We start from the raw sequence: 18,020 nt of genomic DNA on the forward strand, positions 1-18,020 counted from the left end.
TCAGGCCCCTTTACGCTTGCCCGTTGTTTTCTTCTTCTTTGGCAATTGCCGCGAGTGCGCGCAGGCCGAGCAGGTATCCTTCCGCGCCAAAGCCGCAGATGACGCCTTTGGCGACTGCGGAGACATAGGAGTGATGCCGGAAAGCTTCACGCGCATGAATGTTCGACAGATGCACTTCCACGACCGTAACCTTGGCCGAGCGGATTGCATCGTGAATAGCAACCGAAGTGTGGCTGTAAGCAGCTGGATTAATCAGAACATAGGCGTTTTTATCGCCTGCTTCCTGAATCCAGCTGACCAGATCGCCTTCGTAATTGGTCTGGCGAAAATCGACATCAAGATCGAGTTGTTCAGCCTCACGCTTGCAGCTCGCTTCGATATCATCGAGCGTTGCCACACCGTATATGCCAGGCTCACGCTTCCCAAGAAGATTGAGATTGGGGCCGTTCAGAACAAAAACTGTTTTCACCATATTCGTCCGTGATCGATAACGGGCCTATTACGAAATTTCGATTACACTTCGCATTCCATATAGAGGGCTTGGACGCAAGTCGAAACCCTCTAATTCGATGCTAATGTTTCACCACAGCGTTTTTCCCGCTATTCTTTGTGGAATGGACGCAATATGTGGCAAAAATAGTCATTTCCGAGATCTGATTTAGTGGCCGCATCCCGTGCGATATATGTAAACGCCCACGAGACACGGCCTTAGTCAAATCAGCTTTTGCTCGCAGCGCGTGCCGCAGCGATTCTTTCAATCAAGCCTTCCGCACCGATAGCGCCCGGAACAAGCTCGTTTCCGATGATGTAAGAAGGTGTGCCAGTAATGTTGAGCTTTTGGGCGAGCTGATAGGTTTCCTGGAAGGCGTTGGTAATTGCCGGATCCTTCATCTTCTCGCGAAGCTGCGTTTCATCAGCGCCGAGCTTTACCGCATCAGCAATTGCTGAGGCTTCCGTCGCGCGCTCCTGCGCACCGAGAAGAACTTCATGATACTCGGCATATTTCGCAGGCATCAGCGCTTTGAAGGCCTGTGCCACAATATGTGCACGCATCGAGTCCGGTCCGAGGATTGGGAATTCCTTCATGACGAAGCGGACATTCGGATCGTTCTTGAGGATGGCTTCCATGTCTGGGAGCGCACGCTTGCAGTAGCCACAATTGTAATCGAAGAACTCATAAACGGTTACATCGCCATTCGGATTACCGAAGACCGCATCGTGCGACGGATTAAATAGCTGATCCTGACTGGAAGCAAGAATCTGCTTGACCTGCGCTTGCGCAGCTTCGGCCTGCTTGGTTTCAAGTGCAGTCTGCACCTCAACCATGATCTCAGGGTTCTGCAACAGATAGTTGCGAACGATGTTTTCAACAGCTTGCTGTGACATCTCAGATGAAGCTGGGGCTGCAACAGGTGCTGCGGCAACTGGTGCCGGTTGATGGGCGGTGCCAGCATAATAGCCAGCAGCAAGCGCTGCAGCGCCAACCACGGCACCTGCAATCGAGCCCAAAATTACATTCTTCATACCGATCACTTTCTTACGTTCTGAAAACCTGCTCGGGATATCGTTAAAGCGACATCCGTGTGTATTACTTTTTAGCTTTGGCGTTGATGATATCCTGCGCACGCATCCAGTCCGGCGATCCGGATTTCATCTGTTTCTGCGCACGGATCGCAAAAATCTGAGCTTGTTGTAGTTTGCCGGAATAATAGTTCATGTCGGCTGTGGCAAGGTCTGCACGCGCCATATCGCCCGACTGGCCGTAGGCTTGGGCGAGATAGCCATATCCTCCCGGAAATTCCGGGTCGGACGCAATGCCGGCTTTAATCTCCTTGATTGCGGTCGGCATATTCGCTTTTGTTCCTGTCAACATCAAAGCGCGGCCATAGCTCATCCGAAGAAGCGGGGACTTGCGTGTGTCGAGTGAAACAGCGCGCTGGAAAGCCTTGGCTGCGCCCTGAGGATTGTTGGCTTTGATCAGAACTTCGCCCATCATTTCCTGAAAATATGGGTTCTTAGGCTGTTCTTTGATGAGTGCATCAAATTTAGGAAGCGCAGAACGCGCCGAGCCATTCAGATATGTTGTGATGGCGCTGCCATAACGTGCAGGCAGGCCGCCGGGATTGCCGCGGAACATGCGCTGTAACGCGCCCATATTGTTGGAATATGCCGCAATTTTTGCACGCGCCATATCATGTCTGAGCTGAAGAGCTGCCGAATCCGTCTTGTTGTAGTTGGGGCTCTTTTTGGCAAGCTCCTCAAGATTGGAAATGCGCTCGCGCGGCAGCGGATGGCTGATGCGATACTGATCAATCTGTGTGCCCGACAACGAAAGAGCGGAAGCAAAACGCTGGAACGTATCAAGCATGCCCTTCGTGGATTGACCGGTGGCATTGAGATAGTTCACAGCCAGTCGATCAGCGGTCATTTCTTCGGTTCGCTGATAGCTGAGCAGACTGCGCATTGCCATTTCCGTGCTGCCCATGGCGATACCGCCGCCAGCGCCTGCTGCGGCACCGCTGCCAGATGCAGCACCAGCAACGCCCGCACCAACGCCTAGAAGCATGCCGATCACAGCCATTGTGCGTGCACGGCTCAACTGTTCACGCAGGCGGTCCTGATGTCCGCCAGCTATGTGCCCAGCTTCATGTGCGATAACGCCGATGATTTCGTTGGGCGTTTCGGCCTGCATGATTGCGCCTGTATTGATGAAAATACGGCGGCCATCGACGAAAGCGTTGAAACTCTGCGAATTGACGAGAATAACGCGGACACCGCGTCCGCCTAATCCGGCGACTTTAAGGATAGGGGCTGCATAATCGGCGACAAGCGCTTCGATTTCAGCATCGCGGACGATGGGAACACCGCCGCCGCGCGATTGCGCCTGTGCAGGCAAAACGCCCGTAACGGCAATAGCAAGGGCTGCAAAGGCAGCAACTGAACGGCGCATCACATTCTGAAAAGAAAACGCTTTGGTCGTGAAAGTTGCAGTCATGCTCCCCATAGTGCTCCTCATCCTGCTCAAACGAAATAAAAGCGAATCTTACAAATCTGGCTTACTTTAAGGGCTTTATATCAATCTTCATCGCTGTTTTTACTATAGCGCTGTTGCTTTACCAATCCGGCGATTATAGGGCGGGGGAGTTGCATTGCATTCCCCGCTTTTCTGGAGGCCAAGTTGAATACTCTTTCCAAGCGTAGCGCAGTCGAACCGTTTCACGCCATGGATGTTCTGGCGGAAGCCAATCGTCGTCGCGCTGCGGGGCATCCGATTATTTCGATGGCAGTCGGACAACCGGCAGATCCTGCGCCACAAATTGTGCGGCTGGCTGCTGAACGCGCCTTGAAAGATGGTCGTATCGGCTACACTGATGCGCTTGGCCTGATCGAACTGCGCGAGGCGATTGCTGCGCATTATGCTGACAACTATGGCGTAACCGTCTCGCCTGAGCGCATTGCCATTACCACAGGCTCCTCGGCGGCCTTCAATCTTGCATTTCTTGTCTATTTCGATCCGGGCGATCGTGTTGCAATCACGCGTCCGGGCTACCCTGCCTACCGCAACATTCTGACAGCGCTTGGCCTCGAAGTCGTAGAGATCGCCAATGAAGGCGGATCATCCGGCGCGTTGACTGCCAAAGCGCTTGCTGCGGCCCATGCCGAAAAACCGCTTAAAGGCGTGCTATTTGCAAGTCCCGCAAACCCCACGGGTGCGGTGATCGACAAGCCTGAATTAAAGGCGATCATCGAGACCGCCCGCGATCTCGGCATTCGCGTGATTTCGGATGAAATCTACCACCGTCTTTCTTATGAAACAGAAGACGTTACGGCACTTGAGATTTCGGATGATGTGACCATCATCAATTCGTTTTCGAAATATTATTGCATGACCGGCTGGCGCATCGGCTGGATGGTTCTGCCAAGCGCAGACGTTCGGGCTATCGAACGCCTCGGACAGAGCCTTTATATTTCGGCACCTGAACTATCCCAGCGCGCTGCGATTGAGGCATTTCATGCGACAGCAGAACTTGAACGTGTGAAAGACCGCTATCGGCAGAACCGCCAGATTTTGCTCGATCATCTTCCGCGAATGGGGTTGAGCCTTGCAGCACCCATGGATGGTGCGTTCTACGCCTATTGTGATGTTTCACGTTTCACCAATGACAGCATGGAATTTGCACGCCGTATGATTGCTGAAACCAATATCGCGGCTACACCCGGACGCGATTTCGATCCGATTGACGGGCATCGCACCATGCGCTTTTCCTATGCTGGCAAGGTAGAGGAAATGCAGGAAGTGGTCCGTCGCCTGGAAGAGTGGCTTCCACAACAAAAAGCCTGAACAGACAATCGATAAAGCAAAAAGAAAACCGGCGTTTCCGCCGGTTTTCTTATACTACGTATTAAGCGGGCAGGGCTTAGAAAAAGCCCTTTTTCTGCCACCAGCCGCCACGCTTTGGCTTCTGCTCTTCTGTTTCACTTGAGGTCACGACCGGCTCGGAAACCTTCTGTGGTTCAGCAGCAGGAGCAACTTCGGCCTCTACGACAACAGCTTCTTCCACTTCCGGCTTGGCGGCTGCCTTGCGGGTACGGCGCTTTGGCTTGATCTCTTCTGCTTCCTCAGCCGGTGCGGCTGCTTCTACAGGAGCTTCTTCCTCTGCGAGCTTCTTACGCGAACGTGTCTTGCGCGCGGGCTTTGCAGGCTCTTCTGCTGCTTCGACTGCAACAACATCGTCCGAAGCAACCTCTTCGCTTTTCGCGGCCTTGCGACCACGTGGCTTGCGAGCTGGCTTTGCAGGCTTTTCATCAGCGGATGCTTCAACAGCCGCAACCACCTCAACCGTGACCGTTTCAACAGCAACCGCTTCACTGACGACCACTTCAGCAGCTTTTTCTTCTGCCTTTGGTGGGAAGACCGGCGTGTAGCCTACTGGCTCGGCATCAGGCACCTTCTTGACCTGAATTTCGTCTTCGCGACGGTTCTTGCGTCCGCCACGGCGACCACGGCGACGCTTCTTGCGACGATCTTCTTCGCTCAGCGAAGCGTTGCTCTGAGGGCTGGTATCTTCGTCCTCATCGCCATCTTCGTCCGAAGCTTCTGCGCCGGATTCAGTCTGTTCCGTCTGTTCGCGATCACGGCCACCACGACGGCGACGGCGACGGCGACGCTTGCGATCACCTTCTTCGCTGCTTTCTTCGCGAGCCTGTGGTTCAGCCTTGATTTCTTCTTCGGCTTCATCGTCCTCAAGCGGAATTTCAGGATCTTCGATGTCGTCTTCATAAACCATCGGCTGAACAGGCTGGATGGTTATAGGACGTGTCGAAGGCGCGCCCTTGTCGATGACGAAATGCTGATGACCAACGCTTTCGTCCGCATCGATGCTGATATTAGCGCCGAAACGGCCTTCAAGATCAGCCAGTAGCTGACGCTTATGGTTCAATACATAAAGCGCCGATGCGGCTGGGGTACGAACGACGATGTCGTAGCCCGAATGACGGAGAAGATAATCTTCAATGCCGCGGATGATATGCAGCGCCATGGAGGAGTCAGAACGGATATGTCCTGTACCGCCGCAATGCTGGCAAACCTGCATCGTGCTTTCAAGAACTGACGCGCGGATACGCTGGCGCGACATTTCGAGGAGGCCGAAATGCGAAATGCGGCCAACCTGAATGCGTGCCCGGTCGTCCTTGAGGCAGTCCTTCATCTTCTTTTCGACAGCGCGGTTGTTGCGCTTTTCTTCCATGTCGATGAAGTCGACAACGATCAGACCGGCAAGATCGCGCAGACGCAGCTGGCGCGCGACTTCTTCGGCCGCTTCCAGATTGGTCTGGAGGGCCGTGTCTTCAATCGAGTGTTCGCGGGTTGAGCGACCCGAGTTGACGTCAATCGCAACCAGCGCTTCGGTCTGGTTGATAATGAGATAGCCACCGGATTTCAGCGTTACCTGTGGCAGCAGCATACGATCAAGCTGTGCTTCAAGGCCATAACGCGTGAAGACAGGAACTGGTTCGCGATAAGGCTGAACCACCTTGGCATGGCTTGGCATGAGCATGCGCATGAAGTCTTTCGCTTCACGGTAGCCATTTTCACCCGCAACCAGGATCTCGGTGATGTCCTTATTGTAAAGGTCACGGATCGAGCGCTTGATCAGGCTGCCTTCTTCATAGACGAGGGCAGGCGCAGTCGATTGCAGCGTCAGCGAACGCACATTCTCCCACATGCGCATCAGATATTCGTAATCGCGCTTTACTTCGGCTTTGGTGCGGTTAGCACCCGCCGTGCGCAGGATCACACCCATGCCCTGCGGCACTTCGAGTTCCTTGACGATTTCCTTGAGACGCTTGCGGTCTTGCGGATTGATGATCTTGCGCGAAATACCACCACCGCGCGCGGTGTTTGGCATCAACACAGAATAGCGACCAGCGAGCGACAGATAGGTCGTCAGAGCAGCGCCCTTATTGCCGCGCTCTTCCTTGACCACCTGCACCAGAATGATCTGGCGGCGCTTGATAACTTCCTGAATGTTGTACTGACGACGATTGGTGCGGCTATGCGAAGGAAGTTCTTCCATCGCATCCTCGGAACCAACCGATTCAACCATGTCTTCTTCGTTCTCGACTTCCGAATCGTCATCCTCATCAACATTGTCGGTGTCGATAGCTTCAGAAATGACATGGCCAGCCTGCTTCATCAGCGCGATGGCTGGCGTGCCAGGCACATAATTTTCAAAAGCAGGACCGACTGGCTCTGCTGCAGGCAGGCCATTGCGGGCGACGTTTGATTGCGAATCACCATTCTGACCATCACGACGTCCACGACGGCGATGACGGCGCGAACGATCATTGTTCTTTGCCTTCGGTTCGTCTTCGTCGTCTTCGTTGCGGGCCGCTTTGGCTTCTGCTTCGAGCAGTGCCAAACGATCGGCAACCGGGATCTGATAATAATCCGGATGGATTTCAGAGAAAGCGAGGAAGCCATGGCGATTGCCGCCATATTCCACGAACGCAGCCTGAAGAGACGGTTCGACGCGGGTAACGCGTGCGAGATAAATATTACCCTTTAGCTGCTTCTTGTGCTCCGACTCAAAGTCGAATTCTTCAATCTTGTTGCCACGCGTTACGATGACGCGGGTCTCCTCCGGGTGGGAGGCATCTATAAGCATTTTGTTGGACATTAGTGTCTTTCCTGCCGGCGCTAGGACGCAAGCCGCGTGCGCCGGACGAAACCCTGAAGGCTGTCGTCCTGGCTGGGATGCATCTGCCGAATGATATTGGGTTCGTCGGAATAAAAGCTGCTGTCCTTACGCGCGATGGCCTCGTGGCGATCACGGTCTTCAGGCTTGCAGTGGTCAGTCTTGCTTGACCCATAGCTGTTCCGAACGAAACGACCTCATATATGACCCGAAAAAGCCGGGCCGACCTCTTTGCTCTTTTCAGAGCGCTGGCGACAGCGCGTATCAATGCGCAGTCGGCCGATTAAAAAACGGAGGCGGCAGGGGAGCCGTATTCCGTTGAATTCTGTGCGGGTTATTGGGTGGCGAACTCAATACACCACTGTTTTTGCTATCTTTCCTCGCGCTCCGTTTTGAAAACCGGCAAACGATTCTGACAGCTACTCCATAACCTACCTTAGCTTTTATGGTGTCGTTTGAACTATGACAAGTATGAATATCAGTTGACACCTTCATCGTAATTTTGCCGAAAGGTGATTATAGAGGTCAAAACCACCCGCCGAGGCCGTGGAACGTGGGGCGAAAAGCCTTCGTTAACCATAATTTTGTACGGATAGATTTATGAAATGCGCGCAATCACAGGCCATGGCTTAAATGTCTGGTCCAAAATTATTCCATAATGTTTAGATCGCGATTACGGATGCATTCTCTGAGCAATAAAAATGGAACTCAAAAAATGTCAGTGGTGCGAGATGTGTTCGCGCTGCTGGTGATAATGTGTACCGTTTTCTTTCATGCCAGTTCTGCCATGGCTGCCAATAGTGGTAAAGATCCACTCTCTGCGCTGACATACCGTATGGCAGGCGATGATTTGCGGATGCGCGTCGTCGTTATGTTCGACCGCGAGCCTGAATATTCGACACTCATGTTCGACAATCCGCATCGTCTCGTTTTTGATCTTCCTGAAACGCGTTTCGGTTTCGATGAGAAAAGTTTGGCGGCGAGGGGGCTTGTCTCCCGTGTGCGTTATGGGCTCGTCGGAAATCACCGTTCTCGCCTCATTCTCACGCTGCGTGGCCCATTCAATGTGGAGAACATTCAGGTAATCAAGAACGAAACCGCTCCCGGTTATCGCCTGGTTGCCGATATCGTCGCGTCTTCGGATCGTGAGTTTGCTGCAAAGCTCGCGTCTCAGCATGATGTCACCGGATCGACCGAACAAAAACAGAAGAATGGGAACACGGAGCTTTCATCGCAATCCGGCGGCGTGCGTCCGTTTATTGTGATGGTTGACCCCGGTCATGGCGGTATCGACAGTGGTGCGGAAAGCCTGAGTGGTATCAAGGAAAAGGATCTGACCCTTGCTTTCGGGCAGGAGCTGCGTGATCGTCTGGCAAAAGAAAAAAATATCAAGGTTTTGATGACCCGCGACGATGACACATTTCTGCGTCTCTCGGAGCGTGTGCGTCTGGCGCGCCAGCAGGAAGCCGATCTTTTCATTTCCATTCATGCCGACACGATCAATCAGACCGATATTCGCGGTGCAACGGTCTATACGATCTCCGATAAAGCATCCGACTCGGTCGCCCGCGCTATGGCGGAACGCGAAAACAAGTCCGACAGTGTCGGAGGGGCTGTTCCTGAAGAACTGCCGGAAGTCGCAGACATTCTGCTGGACCTCACGCGGCGTGAGACTCACACATTTTCATTGAGTTTTGCTGAGAAGGTTATCAGCTCCCTTCAGGGGGAAGTGAATCTGATCAACAACCCGCATCGCTTTGCCGGGTTTCAAGTTCTGCGAGCTCCCGATGTTCCGTCTGTACTGATTGAGATTGGCTATCTTTCGAATGCGGAGGACGAGAAACTGATCAGCAATCCTGAGTGGCGTCGCAAACTGGCTGATCGTATTGCAAGAGCCATAAAATCGTTTGAGATTCAGAAACATCCGGACACTTTGTCAAAAGGTTAGAATTATGTAATGTTTAGCAGGGGGCTCATATTCATCCCTGCTTATAAGATGCATGGTTGCAACAGTTTCTTGTATTTTTGTCGTTGCCCTGCGTTTGCATGCGTTAAATTGGTAAAAACAGAGAAACGATCTTGCCTTTGACGCATTTGATGGTCACTAAACCACTTTATTGCCAATGCGGCATTTGTCGACGGGTGCTCGTTTCGATTGCCCCTAAATTATGCGAATGATCTGAAGGCAGGATCCTGGATTTATGGTAAGGCTTATCGGATATTTCTTCGGAATTGGTACGGTTCTGGCGCTTTTGGTGGCCGGCGGTGTCGCCGTTTATATTGGAAGCCTTACAAAAGAACTGCCCGATTACGAAGTGCTCGCAAAATACGAGCCTCCTGTCATGACGCGTGTCCATGCTTCGGACGGTAGTCTGATGTCGGAATTTGCGCGCGAGCGTCGCATGTATCTACCGATTCAGGCTGTGCCGAACCGCGTTAAGGCTGCTTTCATTTCTGCTGAAGACAAGACATTTTACGAACATCATGGCCTTGATTTCGGTGGCCTCGCTCGCGCAGTTCTGACCAATGTGAAGAATATGGGCTCTGGCCGTCGTCCGGTCGGCGCGTCCACGATCACGCAGCAGGTCGCAAAGAACTTCCTTCTGAGTTCGAACCAGACCTATGACCGCAAGATCAAAGAAGCGATTCTTGCGATGCGCATTGAGCAAGCCTATTCCAAGGACCGCATTCTGGAGCTTTATCTCAACGAGATTTTCTTTGGTTTGGGCGCTTACGGTATTGCCAGTGCCGCGCTTACCTATTTTGACAAATCCGTTGGCGAATTGAGCATTGCCGAAACTGCTTATCTGGCTGCTCTGCCAAAAGGTCCAAACAATTACCATCCCTTCCGTTTCCCGGATCGCGCGATTGAACGCCGCAACTGGGTTATCGATCGTATGGCTGAAAACGGCTACATCACGACACAGGAATCGGAAGAAGCCAAAAAAGAACCACTTGGCGTAAAGACCCGCACCGCAACGCATTACCTGTTCGCTTCCGAATATTTCAGCGAAGAAGTACGCCGTCAGATCATCCAGAAATATGGCGTTGACGCACTTTATGAAGGTGGTCTGTCAGTTCGTACGACGCTCAATCCAACCATGCAGGTCGAAGCACGCAAGTCACTGCAGGCTGCATTGCTCCGTTATGACGAGGCACGCGGCTGGCGTGGACCTTTGAAGCACGCCGAACTTGGCGGTGACTGGGCAACCGCTTTTGGTGATTTGCAGGCCTATCCTGATGTGCCTGAGTGGCAGCTCGCTGTTGTCCTGAACGTCTCGGCTGCTGGTGCCGATATTGGTCTTCAGCCAGAAGTAGAAGGTTCGGGTTCGCGCAGCAAAGAGCGTACGCGCGCATTCATCGCTGCTGATGACATGAAATGGGCAATGCGCGTCACCAATATTGGTGGCAAGCGCGGCAGCGCAAAATCGCCAGAAGGTGTTCTGAACACAGGCGACATTGTTTATGTTTCGAAAGTCGGTGATGGCGATTCCCGCTTCCGTCTCCAGCAGCCGCCAAAGCTGCAGGGTGCACTGGTTGCCATGGACCCGCATACCGGCCGTGTGCTGTCGATGGTTGGCGGTTTCTCCTTTGGAGAATCCGAGTTTAACCGGGCAACGCAGGCCTATCGCCAGCCTGGATCGTCATTCAAGCCGTTCGTGTACGCGGCTGCTCTTGATAATGGCTATACACCGGCGTCCGTTGTTCTGGATGGTCCGCTTGAAGTTAATCAGGGCGGCGCGCTTGGTGTCTGGGCTCCTAAAAACTATTCGGGCAAATTCTCTGGTCCTTCAACCCTTCGTTACGGCATTGAACAGTCGCGTAACGTCATGACCGTGCGTCTTGCACAAGACATGGGTATGAAGACTGTTGCGGAATATGCAGAGCGTTTCGGTATCTACGACAAGATGCTGCCGGTTCTGTCGATGGCGCTTGGCGCTGGTGAAACGACTGTCCTGCGTATGGTTACGGCTTATTCCGTTATCGCAAATGGCGGACAGAGCATTACACCTTCGATGATTGACCGTATTCAGGACCGCTACGGCAAGACTGTCTTCAAGCATGACGCGCGCCAGTGTGAAGGCTGCAACGCTCAGCAATGGTCAAATCAGGAAGAGCCCACTCTGATCGACAATCGCGATCAGGTGCTCGATCCGATGACTGCCTACCAGATCACATCGATGATGGAAGGCGTTGTGCAGCGTGGTACAGCGCAGCTGCTTAAGAGCCTTGATCGTCCGCTTGCTGGTAAGACCGGCACGACCAATGACGAAAAAGACGCATGGTTTGTTGGTTTCACACCTGATCTGGTCGTCGGTGTTTTCATGGGCTACGACACGCCAACTCCGCTTGGTCGCGGTGGCACGGGTGGTGGTTTGGCAGCGCCTGTCTTTAAAGAGTTCATGGGGCAGGCTCTGGCTGGAACGCCTAAGGTGGATTTCCGTGTTCCAGAAGGCATGACGCTGATTGCGATCAATCGCAAGACAGGCATGCGTACCAACAAGGGCGATCCGAACCTTATCATGGAAGCGTTCAAGCCCGGCACCGGACCATCTGATACCTACTCGGTTATCGGTATGGATCAGTTCCGTGAAGGGTCGCCAGTTCAGCCACAATCGCCGCAGGCAACCCGTGCTATCAATTCAGGTTCTGGCGGACTTTACTAACCTATCCCTCTTTACACTGCGCCACGTGCTAATTATGGTCCGCGGCGCTCGAATGGCTTTTATGCCTTCTTGCGTTGAGGCAGAGCGCTTCGCTTTGGTGTGAAGCGCTTTAGAACAAAACGGTTCATTTTTGAGCCTCTGTTCTCTCCACCCACGACTGAATTATTGAAGGAACGATTTGCCCATGCGCGCGGAAATCGAGACGCTGGTTGACGAAATCCAGCAGGCCATAAGCCTGCTGAGGAGGCATCTTTGACTGGGATCAGGCAATCAAACGTCTGGGCTATCTGAATCAGAGAGCTGAAGATCCGACCCTTTGGAATGATGCCCAGGAAGCCCAGAAACTGATGCGTGAGCGCCAGCAACTGGAAGACAGCATCAACGGCATTAACACGCTGAAACAGACGCTGAGTGACAGCATTGAACTCATCGCTATGGGCGAAGAGGAAGGCGACAAGTCGATTATTGCTGACGCGGAAAACACAATCCGCGAGTTGAAGCAGGAAGTTGACAGCCGACAGATCGACATGCTGCTTTCCGGTGAAGCGGATGCGAACGATACCTATCTTGAAGTGCATGCCGGTGCAGGCGGTACGGAAAGTCAGGATTGGGCATCCATGCTTCTGCGTATGTACACCCGTTGGGCCGAACGCAGTGGGCGCAAGGTTGAGGTGATGGAAGTGCATTACGGCGAAGAAGCCGGCATCAAATCAGCATCGATCCTTATCAAGGGCCACAACTCCTACGGTATGGCAAAGACGGAATCCGGCGTTCATCGTCTGGTGCGTATTTCGCCTTACGATTCGAACGCGCGTCGTCATACCTCGTTTGCGAGTATCTGGGTTTATCCTGTTATCGATGACAACATCGATGTGCAGGTGACTGAAGCCGATGTTCGCATCGATACCTACCGCGCTTCGGGCGCGGGTGGTCAGCATGTCAACACAACGGATTCGGCTGTGCGTATTACGCATATCGCAACCGGCATTGTGGTGCAGTGTCAGGCAGAACGTTCGCAGCACAAGAACCGCGAAAAAGCATGGTCAATGTTGCGCGCTCGTCTTTACGAAAATGAGCTGAAAAAGCGCGAAGAAGCGACTGATGCGGCTAATGCCAACAAAACTGAGATAGGCTGGGGTCACCAGATCCGCTCTTACGTATTGCAGCCGTATCAGCTGGTCAAAGACTTGCGTACCGGCGTTGAAAGCACCAATCCGCAGGAAGTGCTTGATGGCGCCGTAACGCCGTTCATGGAAGCAGCGCTTGCTCACCGCATCCATGGTGGGGCTGAGCTCATCGAAGATATCGATTGATATTTTTGAGAACATGTTCTGAAAAAAGCCCGGCCTTGAGCCGGGTTTTTTGTGCCTAAATCAAAAAACCATATTGTGAACGGTCGCCGTTCAGGAATCCTTTGAAGCAACGCTTCCTGCATTGGCGCGCGGCTTGTACGCGCGCGGACCGGTGATGATGGGGTCTATAGCCTGAATGCTGATCGCATCACCGGGAACCAACAGTTCCTGTTGAGCTGAAATGTTCGGTACTGATTCCGATGGCATTTCAGGCAATGGCTGCATGACGGCTGGCTTTTTCAGTACGGATGCAAGCTTGCTGACACGCTCATTCAAACCGTGTTGGTTTTCTGTAGTGTCATGCACGTTTTTATAGATGCCTGAGCCGAGACCTGCGACCAAGACCGTTGCACCTAATGTGGCCAAGCTTGTACGGATCGTGAAGAAACTGAAGCGTTTGATAGGCGTAGAAGACGCGACAGCATCAGTGCGATGCTTATCGCGGTTTGTCTTCTTTAGCCCCGTCGACTTCTGCACCATGCCTGCAGTCTTCTCATTCCAGATTATTGATTCGATTGCATGTTATCATGGTTAACAAAGCTTTTCCGAGCTTTAGTCGTATGCATTTCCCACGGAATGGACGGGAAAAAACTTTCGGTAGTTTCGGCTGTCAGAGCGCGCGAGCTGCGTCAAGAACGGCTTCAGCATGGCCTGCCACTTTTACTTTTTCCCACACGTGCGCAATACGTCCTTCGGCATCAATCAGGAAGGTTGCACGTTCAACGCCCATATATTTGCGGCCATACATGCTCTTTTCGACCCACACGCCATATGCTTCGAGAACCGTTCTGTTTTCGTCTGCAGCCAGATCGACGGTCAGTTCATGTTTCTTGCGAAACTTCGCATGCTTTTCTGCGCTGTCGGGTGACAGTCCGATGACGCGAGCACCAATTTTATCGAACTCCGGTTTCAGCTGAGAGAAGGCAATGGCTTCCTTAGTGCAACCCGACGTGTCGTCCTTGGGATAAAAATAAAGAACGACTGGTTTGCCTTTGAGCGACGACAAGGTAATTGTGTCGCTATCTGATGGCAAAGTGAAGTCTGGTGCCAGATCTCCAACCTGGGGACGAGCCATATCTGCGCCTTTCTTTTATGGATAAACGGGGAAACTGCCTGTTACACTCCGAGCTATCGCATTCGGGCTGGGCTTGTGCAACTGCTCAAGCGCATCCGGTTGGGCGTGATGACGTGCATCGATGACATATCAATCAAGCTGATCAGCGGCCTTGCTGAAATGCAGAAGCGTAATAAAAGCAGAGTGATAACGAGTTTTTGTAATTCGCCTTGTAAGGGTGCTCATTTGCGGAAATTAGATGTTCGGCTGGAATATTGACAGATAACCCGCGCAAAATCCGCTTTAGCAAGCGTGAGATGAAGAGAATCGAACGCCTCGCAGCCGAAGGCGCGGAAGGGGTTGTGCTTCCCTCAATGCGCTCCCGTCGCTCGTTTATGTCGTGGTGCTCCCACGCTTTTCTTTCCTTATGCATCGTTCTTGTTCTGATTGGTGGTGTGGGATTCGTGATTTTGCGCGGCGGCGTGAACAGCGATCTCTTGCGCGATGAAGCCCAGAAGAGCCTGAGCGGAGTTCTCGGCAAGGATGCTTCAGCCACGATCGGTAGTGCCGGATTATCGCTTGATCAGAACAGTCTGGTTGCGATGGAGGCGAGGGATGTTTCGATCCTTGATCCGAAACAGGGCATTGAAATCAAGAATATCAAGTCGGTACGCCTTGGTTTGGCGCCTTTGCCGTTGCTGACAGGCAAAGTCCGCGTCGCTGAGCTTGAGATTGATGGCGCTTCTTTCGATCTGCCTGAACAGGAAGGTGCTGGTTTCTGGAAATCTCTTCCGTATGACAAGCGCGGCTACATCAATTTTGATGCAGTTTCCGAAGAGCTGTTCTCGACTATGCGGCGCAATCTTGAGTTATTGCGCGATCAGAACACGCAGGCCATCGGGCTGCTGAACACTACAATTCGGTTCAAGACTGGCGACACACAGCAAAGCATAGAGGTGCAGAAGCTTCGTCTGGTCGAGAGTTCCGGAAAAATCGCCGTTGAGGGTAGCGTCGTTTGGCAGAACAAGACCATCACGGTTGATGGCAGCATTGATCGTAAGGGACAAGAAAACGATCTGGATGCGTTCCAGATCAAGGTCAAAAATCTGCCGATCGATCTGGGATCACCGGAAGAGGTTGCGCCGGTTATCGATGGCAATCGCGTGAATCCTGCGCATTTCGACCTGAGCGGTAAAGCGAACCTTGCTTTGTCCGGCAAAGCTGCCAATGGCGACAATCCTGAGCGGGTTATGGCCGAATTGTCCGTCGATGGTATCAATATGGAGATTGGGCGGGTCACTGATGTTCGCGGTAGTGCGTTGCTTCGTATTGAACATGCGAGTGGCAGCGGCAAAATCGAAGTTAAACCATCACGCATTCAGTTAGGCGGAATGAATGCGGAGTTTAACGGTGCTTTCGGACCGGAACCAGATGCCGACAACAATACCGGCGGTCCAAGCTATCGCTTTGAAGTGCTGACGAGTTCGGCCACGAGTATGCCTGCGGAATCAACCGACCCGGAATTGCCCTTCGGCGTGAAGATCGCAGGTCGCTTCCTGGCCAATCAACAACGCCTTCAGTTCTCCAATCTTGATGTCCAGACCAATACGGGAGAATTATACGGTCAGGGAAGCATGGGCTTTGGCAATGGCTCGCCCGAAATGATTTTCATGCTCCGTATTCCGAAAATGGCGGTCGCTGACGCAAAGCATCTTTGGCCAATCGACGTGGCAGATGGTGCGCGAGAATGGGTTCTGAAGAACCTCTTTGGCGGCACATTGAAGGATAGCCGCATCGATATTTCTCTGGCAGGCGGACGGTTCAATGGTCCTGGTCTGCCGCCACCATTGACGGGGGAGGAAATCAAGGCCGATTTCAATGTGACCGACACGCGGTTTGATGTGATTGGTGAACTGCCTCCCGTTCGCGATGTTACAGGAAGTATTTCAGTTCGTGGTGCGCACACAACAATCAAACTGGCAAATGGCGTTGCTTACACGCCGGATAATCGCAAAGCATCTGTTTCTGACGGAACGTTGATTATTCCCTGGGGGCCACAGCGACCGGTTATCGCTGACCTTGATTTGCTCGTTTCGGGTGATGCCGCCGCGATCGCGGAAATTGCGGGCAAGAAGCCAATCGATGTATTGAAGAACGTGCCTTTTAAGCCTGAAGACGCGACAGGTGATGTCAAGGCACGGGTGAAAGTCGGTTTCGCTGTTTCCAAAGGTGCCCCTCCCGGAACACTGACATGGGATGCCGATATCGGGTTCTCCAATCTGGCCATTTCACAGCCTGTGGGCGGCTCCATGGTGAGCGAGGCGAATGGCAGTATTAAAGTGGATCAGACGGCGGCTCTCATTACTGCGGATGCAAAACTCGACGGCGTTCCTGCAAAGATATCCATGACTGAACCCGTTGATCGTTCGGGTCCGGCGAAACGGGAACAGAAGATCAAGCTCGATCTCGATGACGGCTCGCGCAATAAATTGTTGCCCGGCTTAAAAGATTTGTTTTCTGGCCCGATGTCGGTCGATCTCGGCATGGAAGAAAATGGCAAGCGACACGTATCGGCTGACTTGAACAAGACACAGGTAGACTTGCCATGGCTTGGCTGGCGCAAGGGGAGCGGTGTTCCTGCAAAGGTGACGTTCGACCTGATCAAAAGCAACGGCAATGATGGCAAACTGGATATCCGTAATCTGGTACTGACCGGCGATGCGTTTGGTGCAAAAGGCAATCTTTCGATTGCTGGTGGTGATTTTCAGTCGGCCGATTTCAGTGACATACGGCTCACCCGTTCAGATCGGTTGAGCGTTAAGGCGACGAAAAGTGCGGGTGGTTATCGCGTTACGATACGCGGATCTCAATTTGACGCCCGTTCCATCATCAAACAGATATCGGACATTCAGAAGAAGAGTGGAGGCTCTGGTGGCAAGAGCCCGCGCGTGGTTGTCAGCGCACAGATAGATGCAGTGAGCGGCTTTAATGACGAGATGCTGCGCAATGTGGCTGTTTCGTATGAGAATGCGGGAAACAAGATTTCAGGCGTGTCTGTGAACGCTGTTACAACTTCCGGTCAGGCTTTCGTTGCCACCAACAACGATCAGGGCGATGCACGGTCAATTTCGCTACAATCCAATGATGCGGGTGCGGTTCTGCGCTTCTTTGATTTCTACGATAAGATGCGTGGCGGCAAAATTACCGTGGGTCTTGCCGGGCAGGGCAATGGTCCATTGAGTGGCCAGATCGATGCGCGAAATTTCGCAATCATCAATGAACCACGACTGGCAAAGATTGTTTCGAGCCCGCCGAGCAGTGGCGGCACCAGTCTTAATCAGGCAGTCAAACGGGATATAGACGTGTCGCGTGTTGATATCGAACGTGGATTTTCGCTTATCGAAAAGGGCGAAGGCTATCTGAAACTCTCCAAGGGGGTGGTGCGCGGACCGTCTGTTGGCACGACCTTCCAGGGCACGCTTTATGATTCGCGTGGCAATATGTCGATCACAGGCACCTTCATGCCCGCCTATGGCGTGAACCGCATTTTTGGCGAAGTGCCGATCTTTGGCGCACTGCTGGGCAACGGACGTGATCGCGGTTTGCTGGGCATTACCTTCAAGCTTGAAGGCAGTGCAAAGCAGCCGCAGGTTATCGTGAACCCGATTTCCATAATCGCACCGGGTATCTTCCGCTCCATCTTTGAATTCTGAGGCTGAGGAAATCAGTCCAATAAAAAAGCCGGGCATAG

At 52.8% G+C, this 18,020-nt stretch carries 12 protein-coding genes; 6 read left to right on the forward strand and 6 right to left on the reverse strand.

Annotation, left to right across the window (positions count from 1 at the left end; all coding sequences use genetic code 11):
- Window positions 1–10: 10 nt before the first annotated feature.
- From aroQ to ACSME1_RS00415, 3 genes are all read right to left on the reverse strand, one after another.
- Entirely contained in the window at window positions 11–472 is a 462-nt protein-coding gene (gene aroQ, locus ACSME1_RS00405) for a type II 3-dehydroquinate dehydratase (protein WP_024896622.1), read from the reverse strand.
- Window positions 473–717: 245 nt separating this feature from the next.
- Window positions 718–1,524 carry a DsbA family protein gene (locus ACSME1_RS00410; protein ID WP_024896623.1) on the reverse strand — a complete coding sequence of 269 codons (807 nt, stop codon included), beginning with the start codon at window positions 1,522–1,524 and terminating at the stop codon, window positions 718–720.
- Window positions 1,525–1,588: 64 nt separating this feature from the next.
- Entirely contained in the window at window positions 1,589–3,004 is a 1,416-nt protein-coding gene (locus tag ACSME1_RS00415; RefSeq protein ID WP_105705987.1) for a M48 family metalloprotease, read from the reverse strand.
- A gap of 174 nt (window positions 3,005–3,178) precedes the next feature.
- Here ACSME1_RS00415 and ACSME1_RS00420 point away from each other — a divergent pair, with 174 nt between their 5' ends.
- On the forward strand, window positions 3,179–4,342 hold the full coding sequence (locus ACSME1_RS00420) for a pyridoxal phosphate-dependent aminotransferase (RefSeq protein ID WP_024896625.1): 1,164 nt from the start codon (window positions 3,179–3,181) through the stop codon (window positions 4,340–4,342).
- A 76-nt stretch (window positions 4,343–4,418) separates the two neighbouring features.
- On the opposite strand, the gene ACSME1_RS00425 is transcribed toward ACSME1_RS00420, so the two are convergent.
- Window positions 4,419–7,178 (reverse strand): Rne/Rng family ribonuclease, encoded by a 2,760-nt coding sequence (locus ACSME1_RS00425; RefSeq protein ID WP_105705985.1) that lies wholly within the window; start codon window positions 7,176–7,178, stop codon window positions 4,419–4,421.
- A 2-nt stretch (window positions 7,179–7,180) separates the two neighbouring features.
- Between ACSME1_RS00425 and ACSME1_RS00430 the strand changes: the two genes are divergently transcribed.
- The 4 genes from ACSME1_RS00430 to prfB all read left to right on the forward strand — a co-directional run bounded on the left by ACSME1_RS00430 (window position 7,181) and on the right by prfB (window position 13,176).
- Window positions 7,181–7,366 (forward strand): hypothetical protein, encoded by a 186-nt coding sequence (locus ACSME1_RS00430; RefSeq protein ID WP_024896627.1) that lies wholly within the window; start codon window positions 7,181–7,183, stop codon window positions 7,364–7,366.
- Window positions 7,367–7,911: 545 nt separating this feature from the next.
- Window positions 7,912–9,144: an N-acetylmuramoyl-L-alanine amidase gene (locus tag ACSME1_RS00435; protein ID WP_424576206.1), complete on the forward strand. Its 1,233-nt coding sequence runs from the start codon at window positions 7,912–7,914 to the stop codon at window positions 9,142–9,144.
- A gap of 253 nt (window positions 9,145–9,397) precedes the next feature.
- The gene (locus tag ACSME1_RS00440) at window positions 9,398–11,863 is read left to right on the forward strand and encodes a penicillin-binding protein 1A (protein WP_100559096.1); all 2,466 of its coding nucleotides are present in this window, start codon (window positions 9,398–9,400) and stop codon (window positions 11,861–11,863) included.
- Between the two features lie 184 nt (window positions 11,864–12,047).
- Window positions 12,048–13,176, forward strand: a protein-coding gene (prfB, locus tag ACSME1_RS00445; RefSeq protein ID WP_100559094.1) for a peptide chain release factor 2 whose coding sequence is annotated in 2 segments (ribosomal slippage) — window positions 12,048–12,116 and window positions 12,118–13,176 — 1,128 coding nt in all. Because the reading frame shifts where the segments join, the coding sequence is not laid out codon by codon here.
- A 90-nt stretch (window positions 13,177–13,266) separates the two neighbouring features.
- Here prfB and ACSME1_RS00450 read toward each other — a convergent pair.
- Together ACSME1_RS00450 and bcp are read right to left on the reverse strand one after the other, a co-directional pair.
- Window positions 13,267–13,695, reverse strand: coding sequence for a hypothetical protein (locus tag ACSME1_RS00450; RefSeq protein ID WP_105705982.1), 429 nt, complete (start codon window positions 13,693–13,695; stop codon window positions 13,267–13,269).
- Window positions 13,696–13,825: 130 nt separating this feature from the next.
- The gene (gene bcp, locus ACSME1_RS00455; protein WP_024896632.1) at window positions 13,826–14,290 is read right to left on the reverse strand and encodes a thioredoxin-dependent thiol peroxidase; all 465 of its coding nucleotides are present in this window, start codon (window positions 14,288–14,290) and stop codon (window positions 13,826–13,828) included.
- A 296-nt stretch (window positions 14,291–14,586) separates the two neighbouring features.
- Here bcp and ACSME1_RS00460 point away from each other — a divergent pair, with 296 nt between their 5' ends.
- Window positions 14,587–17,982, forward strand: a complete 3,396-nt coding sequence (locus tag ACSME1_RS00460; RefSeq protein WP_105706067.1) for an RNA-binding protein — start codon at window positions 14,587–14,589, stop codon at window positions 17,980–17,982.
- Window positions 17,983–18,020: the final 38 nt, after the last annotated feature.

Source organism: Brucella pituitosa, from assembly GCF_965577835.1.
GTDB classification, from domain to species: domain Bacteria; phylum Pseudomonadota; class Alphaproteobacteria; order Rhizobiales; family Rhizobiaceae; genus Brucella; species Brucella pituitosa.